This window comes from Trinickia soli (genome assembly GCF_002879855.1).
GTDB lineage: Bacteria > Pseudomonadota > Gammaproteobacteria > Burkholderiales > Burkholderiaceae > Trinickia > Trinickia soli.
On the sequence record NZ_PNYB01000015.1, the window covers coordinates 97,128 to 116,336 of the forward strand.

At 65.6% G+C, this 19,209-nt stretch carries 13 protein-coding genes; 3 read left to right on the plus strand and 10 right to left on the minus strand.

Features of this window, described 5'->3' with window-relative positions; all coding sequences use genetic code 11:
* Position 1 precedes the first annotated feature (1 nt).
* From C0Z19_RS18070 to C0Z19_RS18080, 3 genes are read left to right on the plus strand one after another with little or no spacing between them, the layout of a single operon-like run.
* On the plus strand, positions 2-265 hold the full coding sequence (locus C0Z19_RS18070) for an EscS/YscS/HrcS family type III secretion system export apparatus protein (RefSeq protein ID WP_102611202.1): 264 nt from the start codon (positions 2-4) through the stop codon (positions 263-265).
* 13 nt (positions 266-278) lie between these two features.
* Positions 279-1,130, plus strand: a complete 852-nt coding sequence (gene sctT, locus C0Z19_RS18075; RefSeq protein ID WP_158243009.1) for a type III secretion system export apparatus subunit SctT — start codon at positions 279-281, stop codon at positions 1,128-1,130.
* 25 nt (positions 1,131-1,155) lie between these two features.
* A complete protein-coding gene (locus C0Z19_RS18080) occupies positions 1,156-2,277 on the plus strand; it encodes an EscU/YscU/HrcU family type III secretion system export apparatus switch protein (RefSeq protein WP_158243010.1) in 1,122 nt (373 codons plus the stop codon).
* Between the two features lie 44 nt (positions 2,278-2,321).
* Here the strand turns inward: C0Z19_RS18080 and C0Z19_RS18085 are convergent, their stop codons facing one another.
* From C0Z19_RS18085 to tssE, 10 genes are all read right to left on the minus strand, one after another.
* Positions 2,322-4,478, minus strand: a complete 2,157-nt coding sequence (locus tag C0Z19_RS18085; RefSeq protein WP_102611205.1) for a flagellar biosynthesis protein FlhA — start codon at positions 4,476-4,478, stop codon at positions 2,322-2,324.
* A 96-nt stretch (positions 4,479-4,574) separates the two neighbouring features.
* Positions 4,575-7,859, minus strand: a complete 3,285-nt coding sequence (gene tssM, locus C0Z19_RS18090) for a type VI secretion system membrane subunit TssM (RefSeq protein WP_102611206.1) — start codon at positions 7,857-7,859, stop codon at positions 4,575-4,577.
* 46 nt (positions 7,860-7,905) lie between these two features.
* A complete protein-coding gene (gene icmH, locus C0Z19_RS18095) occupies positions 7,906-9,129 on the minus strand; it encodes a type IVB secretion system protein IcmH/DotU (protein WP_102611207.1) in 1,224 nt (407 codons plus the stop codon).
* Positions 9,111-10,499: a type VI secretion system baseplate subunit TssK gene (gene tssK / locus C0Z19_RS18100; protein ID WP_102611208.1), complete on the minus strand. Its 1,389-nt coding sequence runs from the start codon at positions 10,497-10,499 to the stop codon at positions 9,111-9,113. Before tssK ends, icmH begins: the two co-directional genes overlap by 19 nt.
* Positions 10,500-10,592: 93 nt before the next feature.
* Complete coding sequence (locus C0Z19_RS18105; RefSeq protein WP_102611241.1) at positions 10,593-12,587, minus strand: type VI secretion system Vgr family protein; 1,995 nt, start codon at positions 12,585-12,587, stop codon at positions 10,593-10,595.
* 23 nt (positions 12,588-12,610) lie between these two features.
* A complete protein-coding gene (locus C0Z19_RS18110) occupies positions 12,611-13,000 on the minus strand; it encodes a DUF4280 domain-containing protein (RefSeq protein WP_102611242.1) in 390 nt (129 codons plus the stop codon).
* A gap of 14 nt (positions 13,001-13,014) precedes the next feature.
* The gene (gene tssH / locus C0Z19_RS18115) at positions 13,015-15,693 is read right to left on the minus strand and encodes a type VI secretion system ATPase TssH (protein ID WP_102611209.1); all 2,679 of its coding nucleotides are present in this window, start codon (positions 15,691-15,693) and stop codon (positions 13,015-13,017) included.
* Positions 15,638-16,723 (minus strand): type VI secretion system baseplate subunit TssG, encoded by a 1,086-nt coding sequence (gene tssG, locus C0Z19_RS18120; RefSeq protein WP_102611210.1) that lies wholly within the window; start codon positions 16,721-16,723, stop codon positions 15,638-15,640. The genes tssH and tssG overlap by 56 nt, the downstream gene beginning before the upstream one ends.
* Entirely contained in the window at positions 16,708-18,609 is a 1,902-nt protein-coding gene (gene tssF / locus C0Z19_RS18125) for a type VI secretion system baseplate subunit TssF (protein WP_102611211.1), read from the minus strand. The genes tssG and tssF overlap by 16 nt, the downstream gene beginning before the upstream one ends.
* Positions 18,606-19,133 (minus strand): type VI secretion system baseplate subunit TssE, encoded by a 528-nt coding sequence (gene tssE, locus C0Z19_RS18130; RefSeq protein ID WP_102611212.1) that lies wholly within the window; start codon positions 19,131-19,133, stop codon positions 18,606-18,608. The genes tssF and tssE overlap by 4 nt, the downstream gene beginning before the upstream one ends.
* Positions 19,134-19,209: the final 76 nt, after the last annotated feature.

Genomic DNA, 19,209 nt, shown 5'->3' on the forward strand with positions numbered 1-19,209 from the left:
CATGCCCGATTCCCTCGCCCTGTTTCAGCACGGACTGCTGTTTGCCTTCAAGGTCTCCGTTACACTCGCGCTAGCCGCCTCGTGCGCAGGCATCGCCATTTCGCTCGTTCTGTCGGTGTTTCAGATCCAAGACCAAGCGTTGCCGTTTGCGGTCAAGCTGGTCGTCGTCGGCCTCGCCGTCGCGCTCACTGGCCACACGGTCGGCGCGGAACTGATGCGAATCGTCGACCGCGTGTTCGAGCTGGCAAGCGTCGCCCGAACGTGACGTCTCGACCATCGTGAGCAGCCCGATCGAGTCGGCACTGCCGTTCATCGCCGCGCTGGGGCTCTGCACATTGCGATGGGTGCCCGTGGTCATGCTCGTGCCCATCTTCGCCGGGCACGCGCTCAACAGTATTGCCCGTACCGTCGTCGCACTCGCACTGGCTTTGCCGGTCGTGCCCGGCGTTGCGGCCTCGCTCGGCCGTCTTGCGCTGCCTCTCGCCGATTGGATCGCGTTGGCGGCGAAGGAAGCGGCGCTCGGCGCCACCCTCGCAACCCTGATAGCGGCCCCATTCTGGGCAATCGAAGCGGCAGGCACCTATGTCGACTATCAACGTGGCGGCAATCCGCAAGCGCTCGACCCTTCGGCATCCGCCGACGCTTCCATGTTCGGCGCCATGTTGCAGCAAGCGCTCGTCGTCTTTCTGATCTACACGGGAGGCTTCTCCGTTTTGCTCGACGTCGTCTGGACGAGCTATACCCTCTGGCCGGTGTTGGCGCCGTTGCCGGCGCTCGCCCATATGGGATGGCAACCATTGGGCTCTTTACTCGTGGCGGCCATGCAGTTCGCGCTCACGCTCGCCTTTCCGTATCTGCTCGCGCTGGGCGCGATCGAGGTCTGCTTCGCCTTGCTGTCTCGCGTGCACGCCAGGTTCCCCGCCTATGTGGCGGCGCTGCCGTTCAAAAGCGTCGTATTGGTTTTGCTCATTGCGCTGACGATGCCTCGCTTGCTCGATGCGGCTGCGGAAATCACCGGACAACGCGCCGACGAAGTTCGGCAGTGGATGCGCACTACGCCGCACACAGGCACCGCGACCGGCGCGTTGCCGCGCGAGCCGGGCGCAACCGGCGATCGATCCGGCTCCTGACCGCCTTGACCGCCTACAGCAAGCCATGAGCGAAAAGCCGCTGCCGCCCACCCCCAAGCGCCTCCATGACGCCCGAGCGGAAGGCAACGTCGCACGAAGCGACGCCCTGACAGGGTTCGCCGTCGCGCTTGTCGCGGTGGAAGTGGGCTTTCTTTGCGCGGACGCCGGTTTCGATCGCTGGCTCCGACTGCAAGATGCCGTGTTCGCCCAATTGCAGTCCGGCGACCCGGTCGACATGCGGGCTTGGCTGCCGTTGCTCCGTCACGTCGCGTACTTCGCCGCCATCACGCTCGTCCCCATCACCGCGTGCTGCCTCATCGCCTCGGTCGCAGCTTCCTGGGCCCTCGGGACGCTAACGTTCGCGCCCAAATCGATCAAGCCATCACTCAAACGTCTGAATCCCGCCCGGCACGTCAAAGGACTGTTCAGCGCGACGAACCTCATGGCCGTCGTGCTCGCATTGGCTGCAGCAGGGATCGTCGGCGCGGCCGCCTATTGGCGCCTGCGCGAACAGCTTCCCATTGCCCTGGCGATGATCGCGTGGCAATCGCCCACCTTCGATCGACACGCCGGCGTCGCCGGCCTGCATGTGTTCGCGCGAACGCTCTTTGCCGCCTTGATCGGCCCGGTCGTACTGTCGGCAATCATCGCGATCAGACAGCATCGCAAGGGGTTGCGCATGTCGCACCGCGAACTGCGGGACGAACTGAAGCAGACGAGTGGCGACCCACTGATCCGCGCCCAGCAGCGGGCGTGGCAAACCGAAGCGGCCACGGCTGCCGTCGATCCCGGCCGCAAACGCACGGGAAACCGCACGGGCAAGCGCGCACTCGTCACCAACCCTGAGCACATCGCCGTACTGCTCGATTACAGCGGCGACGACACCGAGCCCCCCGTTGTCGTCGACAAGGCGCTAGATGACGATGCGTTGCAGATGGCCAATAGCGCGCTGCTGGAGCGGGTACCGGTCTTTCGCTTTCGGCGCCTTGCTCGCCATCTTTATTGCCACGGCGAACTGCAGGCGACGATTCCGCCCGACTGTTATCGGGCCGTCGCGATCGTCTATCGCATCGTCGAGGAGATCGAACAACTCGACGAACGTCCCAGCGCTCCGATCGACATCGACGATATCGTCTTCGACGAATAGCCACGTCGCACCCGCGACGCCGCGCGGTGATGCGCAGCGGGACGTCATTGCGTTGCCGCAGACGGTTCCTCGAGCGAGATTGTGCCGAGCACCTGCACCCGCTGCGTCGCCGAGAGCTCGGCGTAGGACAGCACATGGGTATCGAAGGCTTCGTCGGCCAACAATTGCCGCAGCGGCCGGCGCAATGGCTGCGTCGTCAATACGATCGGAACCACGCGTGCATCTGCGCACTGTGCAGCGAGCATGCGAATACGCTCGGCCAACGATCGCGTGACGTCATGATCGACCGTGAGTACCCCACCAAGCGGCGTCTGCTGCAGCGCTGCGCCGAGCCGCTCCTCCAGCGCCCGCTCGAGCAACCATGCGTATAGCACGCGCTCGCTCGCGAATTCCTGGCAGATTTGCGCGCCAAGCGCCACACGCACCTGCTCGGCCAATGCAACCGCGTCCTTCTCGCGAGGCGCCCACGCAACGAGCGCTTCGGCGATCTCGCGGACATTGCGCAGCGACACGCGTTCCGCGGCCAGCAGTTTCATCACCTCGGCAAACCGTGGCAACGTCAGCGCCTGAGAAAGCTCCTTCGCAGTAGCCGGCATCTCGCGCTGCAACCAGTTGAACACAAGCTGCGCCTCGTGAATGCCGACGAAGCGGCCCGCATGCCGAAGCAGCAAATGACGCAGCAACGCCCCAAAATAGGCAGTGGCATCGAGCACGATCGTCGCTTCGGGAAGCGGCAACGGCAACCGGTGCGTCTCGATCCACACCGCGCCATCGATCAGCGCAAACGGCTGCGGCAGGCCGTGGTCGCGTGCGAGTTGTTCGATCGCGCCCGTAACCGGCAGGCAAAGGCGATCCCAATGAAGTCGTCCCGACGCCACGACCACCTCATGGATCGAGATTTCGTAGTGATCGGCCTCGAGCCGCGCGACCCGATCGATTTCCACGACAGGCACGGTGACGCCGTAGCGCAATACGATCTCGTTCCGAACGCGGCGCACCGTCCGGATCAACGCGGCTATCTCTTCGGCTTGGGCGCCTGCCTCGGCCGCGGCCAAGGACACGACGAGCGGGCGCATCGGTACGATCTGCCGCACGTCGGTGTCGTCCGGCGCAGCCTCGGGCACGCTGGCCGTGGCCGATGCCTGAGACCGGACCTGCTCGCGGGCATCGCGCCGCAGGTGCGATATCGCGACGCCTGCCATGACACTGCCCAACAGCAGAAAGACGGGCCAGGGCATGCCGGGCGCCATCGCGAACATCGCCATGACCGTGGCGGCAATGAGCCAGGCAGCCGGCGCGCCGCTCAGCTGCTCGACGATTTGCGCGCCCACCGTCGATCGTCGCCCCGCGCCGTCGCCGCCACGCGTGATCAACACGGCCGCCGCAATAGCGATCAGCAGCGCGGGAATTTGTGCGACCAGCGCATTGCCGATCGTCAGGATCGAATAACGTTGCACGGCCTCATCGAACGAGAGGTCGTGTTGAGCGACGCCGATAGCGACGCCGGCCGTCAGGTTGATGACGACGATGACGAGTCCCGCAATCGCATCGCCTTTGACGAACCGCATCGCGCCGTCCATCGCGCCATGCATGCGACTCTCCCGCGCCAGTTCCGAACGCAGATGCTGTGCCGTTTCGGGGCGTGTGAAGCCGGCGCGCAAATCGGCATCGATCGCCATCTGCCGGCCGGGAATCGCATCGAGCGTGAATCGCGCGGCCACCTCGGCCACGCGCTCCGCGCCCTTTGTCACGACGACGAACTGAACGATGGCGATGATCGAAAACACGATCATCCCCACCGCCAGGTTGTCGCCGGCAACGTAGCGGCCAAACGTATCGACGATGCCGCCGGCGTCGGCGTGCAGCAGGATCGAGCGGCTCGAACTGACCTCGATTCCGAGTCGAAACAGCGTAGTCAGCAGCAAGAGGACCGGAAAGCTCGAAAACGACGCCGCACTCGGCAGATACAGCGCCATCGCAATCAGCAGTACCGCCACGCCGATATTGACGCCGATCAACGCGTCGATCACGACGGTCGGCAGCGGCAGGCTCATCATCGCTACCACGAGCGCGATCAGCACGGCCGCCGCGGCATCGCCTCCCGCGCCACACTGCGTCAACCCGCGTGCGAGGCGGCCGTCAGGTCCCGCGCACGAGCGCAAGGTTTCAACCAGGTGTCGAAGCGGTGAAGCGGCTATCATCGTCGGCCGTCAAGAACGAAGGAATCGTTTCAGTAACGCCCGACGCTGCAACGGTTCCGCTAACGGCACAGCGTGTGCGCAGGACCGGGGCGACGGTTACATCGTCGAGGGACACCGAAACGAGCGCAGCGCCGGCAAGACGAACGGGTTGACCACGCTGGACGCAGCAAGATCGAGCTCGATGTCATGATCGTCGAGCGAAAACGTCAACGCGAAGCGATCGGGCGTGAGCGCATCGAGTTTGCCTCGGTCAAGCAGGCGGAAAAGCGACCACGCACCATGGGTCTCGATGCTCCCCGGTCCAGTGCTCCCCGCCGACAGGTAGTCGATTCGCGCGAACGCCTCGGCAGCGTGGTCCGGCCATTCGAATTTCATCGCTTGCGCAGCAGGTTCGGTGAAATTCAGCATTCGATCGCCCAACGCGATCGAGACGAAACTGAACGCCTGATCCATGCGTCGCGGCGTCAGCGTAAACCGCAGCGTCAATGCTTTGTTCCGATTCGGGAAGAACGCATCGCGAATGTGCGCCGCGCGTTCAAACGCGCGTAGCGAGCCAGTGGACATACCGGCAGATTCCGCCTGCGCGCGCCATTTCCAGGGCGTTGCAGTCGTGTCCACATACGGCCTCAGGTTCGCCTCGAAAAATTCATCGAGCAGTCCGCCGGGCGCAAAAAGCCGCGTGAAATCGTCCAACGTTACATCGCGGTCCGCATCGGCCACGAACGGGTAGCGTCCGTCGATGGCCGCATGGCAGAAGGGAGCGACGTCGGCGCGCCAATGCGCCTCGATCCGCACACGTTCGGCCGCTTGCACCGCGGCCGTCCCCGCCTCGCCGAGGCCCTCCAGCATGCCGCCCAGCGGCGCGGGAAAGGACGCCGCATTTTGAATGAGCCGCTGCAGCACATCGTCGGCGGGCGGCGGCATCCCATTCGCACGCGCGACGCCCACCGCCTGCTGGTAGACGACTACCTCTTTCAGTTGCGCTTGCACGCGGTCCAGCGCGCTTGCGCCCGCTTCGCCGTCAGCCGCTATGAGGCGATGGAGCGCGTCGAAATGACGATCGATGGCCTGGGCTGCTGCATTGTCGAACCGCATCGATGAGCCGGTCGCGGTCGATGTCGGCTGCTTCGAGGCATCCACCCATCGGCGAATGGCGCGTCGGGCGGCATTGGCCCAGCCTTGTGCCCGCTGCGCGGCCGGAACGGCGGTAGCCGCGCCGATCGACGTCTCCCTTGCCGCGCGTAACAGCAACGCGCGCAGGGGCGATTCGGGTCCCGCCATCAGCCTGACGACAGCGGCTCCGTCATCGGACAGCGGTAAAGGCCGCAAACGGACATCGCCGATGATTGCGTCCCACGCCTCGGTGTATCGCGCGAAGTAGAGCCGGTCCACCTCAGCAGCCGAGCCCGCCGCCATTCGAGCGCCGGCGGCCCCGAGCACCCAATCGTCGCGCCGTGCCTGTTCGATAGCGGTATTGCGCAACGCTTGATATCGAGCCATACCCTCGAGCGTGTAGGGGCCGGGCACGCCATCGCTCAGTGCCCCCCCGCTTCTGCGATCGAAGACGAGCGCAGCGCCCGGCCCGGCCAACTCGGCGACCGACAATGGAGCGGGCATCGCAGCGGCCAACGCCGGTGTGATCGCTTCGAAAATGCGTTGCGCTTCCGGCTGCATCAGAAGCTGCTCACGCGCGCGCGCAACGAGCGAAGCGTCCGTCGACACGTTCGGCTCGGTGCGCGCGGCATCTGCCCACGCGGCGGCGTGGGCGTGCCACGTCGAACGCTCGTGGGCCGAGAGCCCGGCGCGCGCGGCGTCCGCGTCGAGCCACGCCAACACGGCGGTGGGATCGTACCGCGCCTTGTCACCGAGCATCAGATAGACGCGCAGCGCTTCATAGCGAGCGGCCTGCGCAGCGCCGGAGTCCCGCAACACCTGTGACAAGCGCGCAAGCAAATACGGTCGAACCGTCTCGCGCAGCACGCCGCGATAGGCCTCCCGACAGGCCGATTGAAGGCGCGTCTCGCGGTCCAATATCAGCACGCTCAACCACGATCTGTTCGCATCGCGCCACGCCGGCCCGCAGGCCAACCCGCTTGCCGCATCGAGCGCGGGCAGCATCGTGCGCGGCGCATCGATGCGGACCGCTTGGTGTGTCACACGCATGAGCGCGGTGGCCGAGGATGCGGTCGTCGCAATGTCGGCGACGCCGCGTCGATACGACGAAGCCGCGGCCAGACCCATGCACGCCGCCAACGCGACGCACAGCATGGTAGCCGCACGTAGCCGGACCCTGCGCGCGTGCGAGATCGTCTCGCGCGAGCGCGCCAGATCGCGCTCGTTGGGCACGACATCGTTCAACCAACCTCGAACGAAGCACGCCTGTGCATGCGTCTCTGGCTTCGACACCGCTCGATGTCGCGGTTTCTCGACCCCGGTGCTTTCATTCAGGACTGCTGAGAGATTCACGCCGCGCAACAACACCGGTTCGTAAAGACCCGGCGATGCGCCGAACGCATCATGGCAGAAGCGCCCAAGCGGAAGCGACAGCGCCTTCAAAGATCGAGGGAATTGATACACCTGTGCGGCGTGCCCCGGATCACCGTCGGCCGGCAATCGCACGATCAATTGAGCCTGCGCGTCCCGAACCAACGATTCGAACGATTGCGAAAAGCGATCGAGCCACGCTTCGCCGAGCGGCACGTGGGTCACAGGGAAGAGGATGCCAAGCGGCCGATCGAGCGCGGACGCTTCCAATTCGCGCACGAAAGGTTCGAAGCCCGCTATGCCGTCGCACTGCGTCACCGTTACGTAGACGGGCACGCGCCGCCTGCAGATCCGATACACAAAATCGATCTGTGCGCGCATTGCCTCGACGCGGCGCGCGCGCGCTGCATAGTCCTCGTTCAGCAACTGTCGAGCCGACACGGCGACCAGTACGCCGTCGATAGGACGACGACGCCGCGCACGCTTGAGCGACAGCATCAGCGCGCGTAAGCCTTCCTCATCGGCCGAATCGTTCAGCGTCGCCTCGAACACCACCGAGCCTTCATCGAACCACCAGCGACCGGGCATGTGCTTCGATGCGCTCGCGTGCGCATCGGCGCGTTGGACCGGCCGGCGGCCCGACGCACGAAGCATGGCCGACTTCCCGGCCCCTTGCTCGCCGAGCATCAGATACCAAGGCACCCGATAGACGCTGTGTCTGCCGAAACGCCATGCGGGGCCGCCCGTGCGCACCCAACGCTGCGCGGCGACGACCGCATCGCGTACCGCGCGGGCATGTTCGGCTTCCTGCGCCTCGGGCTCGCGAACATCGGTGCCAGCCGTTTTTGCACGCGCAAGCTTGCGCGCGCGTCTGCGATCGATCAGTGTTCTCAGCATTGCCCGCGCCTTCGGCTACGCGGATCGACGGCCACCTCGGCTACTCTCAAAGCCCTGCTCCGTTTGCAACGATGGTGATGACGACTCGCCGGTTGCGCGCGCGGTCCGCCGGCGTATCGTTCGGTGCGACCGGCACCTCGGCGCCGCGCCCTTGCGCGAGAAAACGCTCGGCGCCCCCCGCCTCTGCCGAGAGCAATCCCACAACGTATGTGGCGCGTGCGAGCGACAGTTGCCAGTTCGAAGGCCTGCCCGGGGAGGGGGGCTCATCGTCGGTGTGACCGGTCACGACAATGCGCACGTCGAGATCGCGCAACGCCGCCCCAATCTGCTTCAACAGTGCAACGCGCGTCGACAGGACGGTCGCGCTGCCCGATGCGAACAAGCCATCACTGCCGAGCGTCAGGACGGCCTTGCCATGATCGTCTACGAGCGTCAAACGCCGCGCCGCAAGTTCGGCCGACAACCGTCGTTCGAACCTGGCTGCGAGCGAACCGGTGGACACCGACGGCGTTGGTTCAGGCGCGTATTCCGAAGCGACGCCCACGCGCGCGAGCATGTCGATCACCGGTTGCGCCTGCGCGTGAAGGCGAGCTTGTGCGACGCAGACAAACGCCGTCAGCGATGCCGCGACAGCGCCGATCAGCATCGCCGTCGAGCCCCGCCATCCCCGGTGCCCGATGTTTCGCTCACCAAGCGCAGTGCCGGGCCACGCAGGCGCTGCGCCGCGCGCGGCGATCACGCGCCGACGCAGTTGGTCGCGCACAGCCTGAAGCTGCGCGCTGCCGCCCACCAGCGGGCGATAGCGCCCCTCCATACCGAGCGCCAGCATGACGTAGAGCAACTCGAGTGCATCGATATTCTGGTTCGCATCTTGCGAGAACTCCTGCAGAATGCCGAAGAAGCGTTCCCCACCCGAGGCCTGCGCATGAAACAAGACCAGCAGGCTTTGCCTGGCCCATGCACCGCCGCGCCCCGACGGCGTCGCCGCTACGACCTCGTCGACGAAGGTGCAGATGCAGTAGCGTGCAGCGAGGCGCGTTTCTTCGTCGACCCTTTCGCGCTGCACAGCCTCGTCAAAAGCGTTGACCATCTCGCCAAGCCGGCTGCGCAGCGACTCCAGTTCCTCGTCGAATGGATTCAGCTTCACACGACACGCGAGCGCCAGCAAAGGATGGCCGGCCTCGATCAATGGATTGCGACGGAGCCTCGACGTCAGCGCGGCCGCCGCTGCCGGCTCGCCTCGCGGCATCGTCATTGCCTGATCGCCCATAGCCGAAGCTCCAATCCCGGGAAGGTGCCTGCCACATGCAGTGCGATCGCGCCCGACGAGGCCAATTGCGGCCACAACGCATCGTTCGCGTCGAGCGCGAGATAGCACCGCTGCGCATGGAACGGCAATTGCCGCGGCGCCGCAGGCAGCAAGCGCAGACCGATTCCCGGCAGTTGCAGATTGACGAGATCGTCGATTTTCTCGAGCGGGCCGACCTTCAACTGCAGCGTCAATGCCTCGGCGAGTTCGTCCCCCGGCATCTCCGCCTTCGCCGTCAATACGAAGCCCGCACTCGAAAACAACGTCGAATCGCCGACGCGCGCCACGTGAAGACCGAACGGCCGCACATCCAGATCGATTGCCACGGCCTGCGGCGTCATCGCATAGCTGAGCGCCTCGCGAATGCGCTCGATCAGCGGGGCGAACGATCGTGCCAGTGCATCGTGTCGGTACGGCGCCTGGACGTGCGGGCGCACAGCGCCGCGCAGCAACCCCGTGAGTTCGGCGACCCATTGCAATAGCGAACAATAGAGCGTCTCGGGATGCACGCCCTCGATCATCGACCAATGCGTGAGCAACGGCACGCAGCGATTGATCAGTTGAAGCAGAAGGAAATCGCTCAGTTCGTCGGCGGCGCCGATACTCCGATCGGCAAGCCGCGCTGACAGCATTTGCGCGCGTTGATTGAGCAAGCCGATGAGCTCGTCGACGAACGCCGACAGCGGCGGCGCGGCGCGATAGTCGATGCACGGCGGCATAAAACCCGCGTCGAGCATTAGCCGTTGATCCGCGCGCCGCTCGACGACACGCGCCACGCCCAACGTGGAAAACTCACTACCGACGTCGTGGGCGAACGCAAGCCGCATCTGCAGCCGGGCAACCTCCACGATCACGCTGTCGCCCCCGCGCGCATGACTATCGTCGACCAGATATTCGGCACGGCGATATCGCGCGTGCGATACGCGATCGAGTGGCGAGTCGCCCCAGCCCCGGCCTTCGTGCCACTCCGTGCGCTCGCTCTGTTGCACCGCCTCGACCTCGGGCTCGCCCGGTCTCGCGAGCGCGAGCGCAAGCACGATCTCAGCGTCGCGTCGGCTTTCGGGTACATCGAGCGGCAGCGGCAGGTGGCCGTCCTCCGGCAAAGAGAACGGCGTGCCGTCAGGCATCACGCCCTCGCAGACGCGAAGCGCGAGCTTGCCGAGCGAGAGCAACGGCTCGTCGATCACCAGCTTCGAAAAGCCCCATCCGAAGCGGCCCCGCACTTTACAGCGCGCATCGATCAGGCGATGCAGGTATCGGTCGTGCTGCTGCAAGTGCTGCTGTTGCAGCAACATGCCCTCCGACCAAACGACTCTATTGTTCGACGGCATTCATTCCTCGGGAAGCGACCGGCACGATCGATTTCTTTGTGAAAGTAGTGCGACGCATCTTGCTTTGTGTTCCTGACGAACGCTCTCCATGGTTCACGTCGCGCCTGATCCGTCGTCGGCCTTCTTTGGGGCGTCCGGCATTTCCGCCGATGCGCCCGGCGCCGAACCGGCCGCCCCCCCGCTGTTCAGACCCACGAGCGGCCCGCTGATTTGCACGCCCGCTGGCGTGAGCGTGACGAAGCTGCCGCCGCACTTGAGCGTCAGCATCGCGCCCGCTTCGAGCACGACGCTCGCGCCGCCTTTGACATGGACGATCTCTCCCTTGACCGCATAGTTGACGCGCGCCTCGTGCAACACGTCGACGCCCGCCGACAGCGATGCACTCGCGCCAACCTTCACGCGTTGTCCGCCGTCGATCGTGAAGTCGTGCGAGCCGACCTTGACGAGTTGCCTGCCTTCGACGATGGCATGCGCGTCCTCCCCCACCCAGGCCAGCGCGCTGCGCTTGACGTAGCTGTCGGCGCGCCCGCCTGCATAAAGCAGAAGCTGAGGCTTCTGGTCGTCGAAACGCAGTTCGTTGCGCTCGCCGTCGCCCGATAGCGATGCCGTGCGGATCGCCGAGATCGCCTCGTGCGCGGGCAACGCGTACGGCGGCGGGTTCGCGCTGTTGTAGAGGGAGCCGATCACGAGCGGGCGGTCGGGATCGCCATCGATAAAAGCAATGACGACCTCTTGCCCTGCACGCGGCATGAACACCATGCCCCAATTGCGACCGGCCCAACCCTGCGCAACGCGAACCCAACAGCGCCGCATACGCTCGCTTTCCGCAGGGGGGTCGAATTGCTCCCAATGAAACTGCACTTTCACGCAACCATGTCGTTCGGTACTCATCTCGTCGCCGGACGCTGCCACCACGAGCGCCGTCTGCAACCCGGCATGCGGCCGTGGCGTGATGCGCGGCGGTCGAAACGGACGGCGTTTCGGTAACGCGCGGAAGCTGCAATCGAATACCGGCTCGCACCGCGTGGTTTGCTCCCGCTGCAGCGTGGAGGCCGGCTCGACATGGCGCTGCGGTGAGTAGTCACCGACGCGGACGCGATAGCGCGCCTGCACGACGAGGTAGTCGCCGTTTTGCCCGGCCCGCGGATGCCCCGTCAGCGCAAACAGGCCGCCCGGTCGAATCGACCGCGCGGTCGCGGCGCCGGAGGCGAATACAGCGGACGCCTGCAGCGCGTCAATGCGCGCCTGCGCCAGGCGACGCCCCTCTTCCTGCGTTGCGTAGTGCGGCGCGTATTCGGCCATTCGAAGTCGATGCGCTGCCGTGCCGTCCGCAGCGCGCACGACAAGCGACTGCTGTTGTGCGCTGCCCTTCGCGTTCCTGAAATCGAACGCCGTCAGTTCGACCGTATCGGACGCCAGCTCCTCCGTGTAGCGCCAGCGATAGATCGCTTCGTGAAGCGGTCTGCCATCGACGAACGACTGCGTGAAGTCGATCGCGCCGTCATGCGCCAGCGCACTCGGCGCATCGGCCAGGACCAGCCGGTCTTTCCCGTCGACGTGCTCGAAAAAGTAGTAGATGCCTTCTCGCTCGAGCAGACGGCTCACGAAGTCGAAGTCGGTTTCGTCGTACTGCGCGCAGTGTTCGAGCGTCGGGTAGCGCGCGACGCACGCGTTACGCCACTCGACACCGTATTCGCCCAGGACAGCAGCGACGATTTCCAGTGCGGTCCGCGCATGGAAAAATCGGCAGTGCGCGCCGCGCGTGAGCAGCCAAAGCGTGGGGCGAACGATCGCCTCATAACGACACAGCGCGTGCCCCTCATCGCCCCAACTGTCCTCCGCAATCGTAAAGCTCGCCACGACGCCGTTGAACTGACGCACGCGCGATCCGGTGTCGAGCGACACCGACATACGCGTACCGAGCAACGCCTTCGCCTCCAGGTCTCGACGCTTTCCAAGCAATGTCAGGCGCAACGCAAACGGTTTCGAAATTGCCTCGAAACCGTCCATCGCCGCGAGCACGAGCGTGTCGTCCGGCAAAGCCGTTTTAACGCGGGCTGCGCGGTGCGTCTGGAGCGGGTTCGTCATATCGGCCATCGTTCCTCCTGCCGTTACGGCACCCTCGTTTGGAGCGTGCCGGGCATGACGACCGTCACGCTGCCGCCCCAGGTGCAAGCGCACATGCAGAGGTTGCTCACGAGGGGCATGCCGCCTGACAGGACCGTCGGTGCTCCGGGCGCCCACGGGGCAGCCGTGGCGGGTACGCAGGGCGCCGGCGTGGGCGTGCCGAGCGCCGCTGCGGTCGCGGCCGCGACGGCCGGGTTCGCAGGCGCACTGCACAGGCCGAACGTCGGAATGTTGACGAGCGGTGCGTGATCCGTGATGTTCGCGACGGGCCGTCCCTCGACGAACACGCGCTGCTGCGGCAGCACGACGAGCGTGGCGGGCGCCGCGCCGAACGTGCAGGTCAATTGGGCTCCGGCGACGACAAGTTGCGACACGATGTGGGCTCCTTTCACTGCCGGCGTTCGATGAGGCACCGAAACGCACCGTCAGTGAGTCGCAGCACAATTCGCGCGCCGTTGGTTTGATGGTCAGGCTCCGATAAGACGGCACAGGCAATTTCAGGCACCAGCGCCTCGGCGATCACCGCGTCGACGAGACGCGCGCCGCCCTCGCCATGCGCGCACCGCTCGGTAACAGCCGCGATCACGGCATCGTCGTATTCGAGCGTCGAAGCGTGATGCGCCAGCACCTGATCGCGCGTGCGCCCCAGTTGCGTTTCCACAATCGACCGTAGCGATGCATTCGATAACGGAAAATACGGAACCGTCGTCATGCGCGCGAGCAAGGCAGCCGGAAAAACGGTCAGGAGTCTTTCTCGCAATGGAGCTCGCGCCAACTCGTACGCCGCTTCGGCATCACCGCCCGCCTCGTTCCAGGCTTGCGTCACGCACTCGCAGCCGACATTCGTGGTGAGCAGCACCACCGTATTGCGAAAATCGATCATGCGCCCCTGCCCGTCCTCCATCACACCCTTGTCGAAGACCTGATAGAACAGCGCGTGAACGTCGCGATGCGCCTTGTCGATCTCATCGAGCAAAAGCACGCAATAGGGCTTGCGACGTACCGCTTCGGTCAATGCACCGCCCTCGCCGTAGCCCACATAGCCGGGCGGCGCGCCCTTGAGCGTCGACACGGTGTGACCTTCCTGAAACTCGCTCATGTGGAACACAAGCAGATTTCGCTCGCCGCCGTACAGCGAGTCGGCCAGCGCTCGTGCCGTTTCGGTCTTACCGACGCCCGAGGGCCCGGCCAATAAGAAAACGCCGAGCGGCCGCCCGGGCCGTTGCAGCCCCGCGCGTGCCGATTGCATGCGTCGGGCGATGCGGCGAGTCGCCTGTGGCTGGCCGACGATGTCGGCGTCGAGCCGCCCTGCCAACCCAAGCACGCCTTCGAGTTCGTCGCGCAACATGCGGCGCACGGGAACGCCCGTCCATTCCTGCACCACGGCAGCCACCGCCTCGCGGTCCACGTTTGCGGCGACGAACGGGGTTTCGCCTTGCCGATCGTTCAATTCGCGCTCCAGCCGCGCAAGTTCGGCTCGTCGCCCGTCGCCGTCACCCCGCTGCGCCTGCGCCGACGCCGACTCACAATTGAATCGGGCGTCGTCGCAGATTTCATTGCGCAACGTAAGCACAGCGTCGACTCGACACACCTGCTCGCGCCAAAGCGCTTCAAGGGCCGCCGCATGCGCCCGCGCGCCCGCGAGCGTCTCGTCGACGCGCCGGACCTGCGTCGGCTCACAACGCCCGATCGCATGCTCGCGTAGGGCGGCAGTGCGCTGCGCGGCAAGCGTCGCGACCCGTTCCTGCGCCCGATCGAGCTCGGGCGGTGCCGTATGGCGACTGGCCGCGACGCGCGCGCAGACGGTATCGAGCAGGCTGACGGCCTTGTCGGGCAATTGACGGTCGTTGATGTACCGATGGCTGAGCGCAACCGCGGCGTGCAGCGCTTCATCGAGCACCTGCACCCCGTGGTGGGCTTCCATGGTAGGGGCGATTGCGCGCAACATAGCCAACGCCCGTTCCTGATCGGGCTCGTCGACCGCAACCGTCTGAAAGCGCCGTGTGAGCGCCGGGTCTTTCTCGACGTGCCGCTTGTACTCGCTCCACGTCGTCGCGGCAATCGTGCGCAATGTGCCGCGTGCAAGCGCCGGCTTGAGCAGGTTCGCGGCATCGCCGGTGCCGGCCGCGCCGCCTGCACCCATGAGCGTATGCGCTTCGTCGATGAACAAAATCACCGGCCGATGCGCCGCCTGCACTTGCTCGACAAGCTTACGCAACCGCGCCTCGAATTCGCCCTTCGCCGCGGCGCCCGCTTGCAGCAAGCCGATATCGAGCACGCGCACGCAAACGTCGCGCAACGGTGCAGGCACCTTGCCCTCGACAATACGCTGTGCGAGCCCCTCGACGACGGCGGTCTTGCCGACCCCTGCATCACCGGTCAACAGCGGATTGTTTTGGCGCCGCCTGAGCAGAATGTCGATGACCCGACGAATTTCGCCGTGACGGCCGACGATCGGATCGAGCTTGCCCTCGCGGGCCAACGCGGTGAGATCGACTGTGTAGCGTGCGAGTGCGTCGCTGGCGAAGTCGACCGTTTCATCCTCGCCCGGCGCGCGCGCCGGCCGCTGCCGGTCCGCCGATGGGCCGCCCTCCGGGGACTCGACGGCGATGGCATCAAAGGCACGTGCGCACAAGGCTTCATCGACCGTCCGCAACGACGGCACGCAGGCAATCAGCGCGCGTCTGAGCGCTGGCGCCGCGACGATGCCGATCAGCAGATGCCCCGTTCGCACCTGCTGCACGCCATATATCAGCGACGCGTAAGTCCAGCCGCGCTCGGCTGCTTCGAGCACGTCAGCCGACAAATCGATCGGCTGCCCGTCGCAACACGATAGTCGCGCCAATGCGTCGCTCGATTCGCGCACAAGCAGACTGACGTCGGTCCCAAGATGACAGGCGATTCGATGCAGATCGGAATCGTCATGCCGCAAAATTTGATGCAGCCAGTGCGCCAGCTCGACGCGAGCATGGCCGCGCAACCGGCCAAGCGTGACACTGCCTTCGATCGCCCTATAGGCGATGGGGCTCAGCTTGCCGAACAATACGGCACGAGTCAGTTCTGCCATGAAGGTCGATCCTTGCCTGGTTATCCTCGATACACTGCGCCGGCCGGCAAAAGCGAAGCACGGGGCGCTCATGCGATTTATTCGTCGACCCAAGCCACGTGCTGCGTGCGAGGCGCGACTTCACACCCAGCCGCATCGGGGGAGCGGCGGCGGGCTTCAGCCGCAACTCGACCTCGACATCGAGCGTGGTTCCGACGTAAAGCGCCACCCAGGCGACGATGCGGCTAAAGCCCCTCGTGCCTGGCAGCAAGCGCTCGCTTTGCACCGCGTCGAGCGGCCCGAAGACGATGCGAAATTTTTGTTGCCGATCCCAGATTCGCCGCCCCAGGACGTACCCTTCGCCGAGGCTGCCGCGCCCGCGCGCACCTAAACGCACGCCCGCCTCGTCCGGCGCCGGCAGCCATTGCCCAATGAACGGTTCGATCGATACCGGCACCTCGCACGCACGCTCGAGCAGCGCGACGAGACCCGCGGCATGTCGGCGTCGATCGCCGAGCAGCCCGGCCGCACCGAGGCGCATGTCGTCGTCGATCGGACTCCCGGCCGACACACGGCCCTGCGCGAGCCCGCATAGACTGCCGACATAGCCAGCGAAACGATCGTCGTCGCGACGGCCGAGACCGATCACGGGTTGGCATGCTGCCCAGGCCCGGTAACGCACGCCTGACATGCGGTGATGAAACAGATCGAGAAATCGCTCGAACGCGCGATCGCCGTGCTGACGCGACCGCGCGCGGACATATTCCGTCAGGTGCAGCGGCATCGGCCCTTGCGGGCCGAGCAATCCGAAATCGAGTGCGACGCGCTCCGGCATCGAACCGTCCGCCGGCGCATACGACGTCACTTGCGCCGACGAAAACCGCAACTCGGGATCCTGCCCGAGACGAACCGGCTCCTGCGCGGGCCGCGCCGCCACGCCAAGGCGCGCTTTGTCCGGGTTCGCACATTCGATCAGCCGCAGCAATTGAAAGGCCTCGAATTGCCGCGCTTCGCGGCTTAAACGGGCGGCGAGCGTCAAAGCATCTCGCATCGCCCCGCCCTCGCCGCATATCGCATGACCTCGCCTTGCCCGGTCGTGCGCACGACTGTTTCTGCGAACTGATTGATCGGCATGTATTCGGCAAGCGCTACCGCCAGCACGGCGCCGAACACCGACGCGCCTGCGCCCGCCCACGCTGCGTCGTCGAAGGTCAGGCTGATTTCGAGACCGCGGCCGAAGCAAACGGGGCCCGGCAGCGGCAGGCGTCGTGTAATCGCGCGCGCACTCGCCTGTCGCAATTGCGCAATCCGATGCTGTCCGATGTGCTCGCCTGCCGGGCATAGCGCGGACAGCCACTGTCGCAACGGCTGCGCGTCGTATGAGGGCGATCCACCTCGGTCTTGCGCCCCGGCTCGCTCGATCAAGGGCAATCGGCTCGTCGATAGCGTATCGAGCAAGCGCCACAAGAGCGAGCCCTCTGCGAGCGCCGGCCGCGGCGCACTCGGCCCTGCCACGCACCTTATCCGCTCGATCGCCGGCAAGTCGGTGCGCCCCGTGAAATCGGTCGATCCCGTGCCGATCGGCATCGACAACGGCAAGTGCCGGTTCGTGCACAGCGTATCGATGCCAAGCTGTTGCAATTGCGCCGAATAGGGCGCTTCCGACGGATCGACGAGTGCGACGAAGACTTCGGTGCCCAGGTAGCGCGAACGCGCCCCCAGCGCACGCTCAGACGCCGAAAGCAGCCGCGGCGACCGCCGCGCCTGAAAATAGGCGCGGCTGCCGTCGGCTCGGCCTGGATCGCGGGCACGATAGAACGCCGAGAAACGCTGAGGCTGCGTGCGTCCCGTCAAATAGCCGTCGACTCCTTCGATGCCGAATACCTCGAAATCGATCGGTCGCGTTCGCTCGACGACCACATGATGTTCGAACTTCCGATCGTCGACGGCGATGCGGTCGGTGCGTCGCGCAAACAGATTGATCGCAGGCGTGCAGTGCAGCGCGAAGTTCGCCTCGTCGACACATCGCAGTAACGTCTCGTCCCGCTCATCGAGCAGCAACACGATCTCGAATGTGCGGGAGCCGTCCCACGGCACCTGTTGCAGGCCCGACAGTTCGACGAACGAGAAGCGCTCGGGAAACGCGAAATACTCGCGCAGCAGGCGGCAACCGCGAAAAGTGGACCCCGACAAAGGCAGCAATGCCTCGGCGTCGTCAAAGCCCTGCCCCCTCACGCAGCGCGCGGGCAAAGGCACGTAGCGCACGCCCTTGCCTTCTCCCAATCGAACATAGCCGCCGCAGACGCGCCCGGTCAGTTGCAGGTAGAGCCGCTGCGCCAATCCCTCCGCGCCGCGCAAAAAGAGCGATAAACGATCGAGCGCGCGCCGCTCGGCTTGCGCGCCGGCCGACCATTCGAAGCTCAGGCTCACGGTCGCTTTGTGCGCACCCGATAGATTGGCGCCGATGCCGGCCGGCAGGCAATCGAACGCACGATAACGTGCTTGCACGAGACGAAGCGGCAACAGTTGCACAGTCTGGGCCGTCCGATATTCGCAGCGTGTCGTGCCGTCGCGGCCAAGCTGGCTCATCAGGGCGGTTCCCCGCTGCACCGTCACGCCGCGCGAGAGCGCGGGATGCGTCACATCCGGTTCGAACTGCACGACGGCCATCGACGGCGTCGGCGCCAGTAGCCCCGGATAGAGCATTTCAGCCAGATGCTGCGTGAACCGCGGGAACTGCGCGTCGATTTCCATGCGCACGCGTGCGGCCAGAAAACTGAAACCCTCCAACAATCTCTCGACGTACGGATCGGCGCACTCCATCCCGTCCATCCCCAAGCGCGCCGCGACCTTCGGAAATTCCGCCGAGAATTGCGCACCCGCTTCGCGCAGATGTCGCAGCTCGTCCTCGTAGTAGGCGAACAGGGTGTCGTTCATTGCGGAATCGCCCGCGATGCAGGAGACACGTCGTCGACGAGCCGCGCCTCGCCGGATTCGAGATCGAGTTCGGTCTTGAAACACAGCCGCTCCGGAAACGGCCGCCCCCACAGTTCGCCTTCGACGAGAAACGCGACGGACGTACGGGCCGCTACGCCCTGTGCGCGCAACGGCGTCACGCGCAGCGTCGCCGCTGCGATACGCGACTCGAAGCGAACGATGCTGCGCTCGATCTCGCGCGCCAACGCGACGTCGTCGAGGCTCGACAGCACCCGGCCCGTCAGGTCGCGCAGCCCGTAGTTCAGGACCGACGCTTCGGCCAGCGGATGTCCAGCAAGGGATGCGCAGCCATACAGCGCATGGGCGTTGAGCAGGTTCGAGACATCGCGCAAGACGCTCGCCCGCAATTGCTTCATCGAAATCACGCGATGCGCTCGCGGCTCCGTACGCTCATGGGGCGCATCGTCCGACAAGCGGTCGAGCAGCGCGGGTTGCAGCCTATCCAGGGTCGTGAGTTCTGCCATAACGTATCAACGAAGACGATCTTTGGACGGATGAGCCCGGTGTAGCGTCATGCCGCCACCGGGCCTTGCGCTTCCA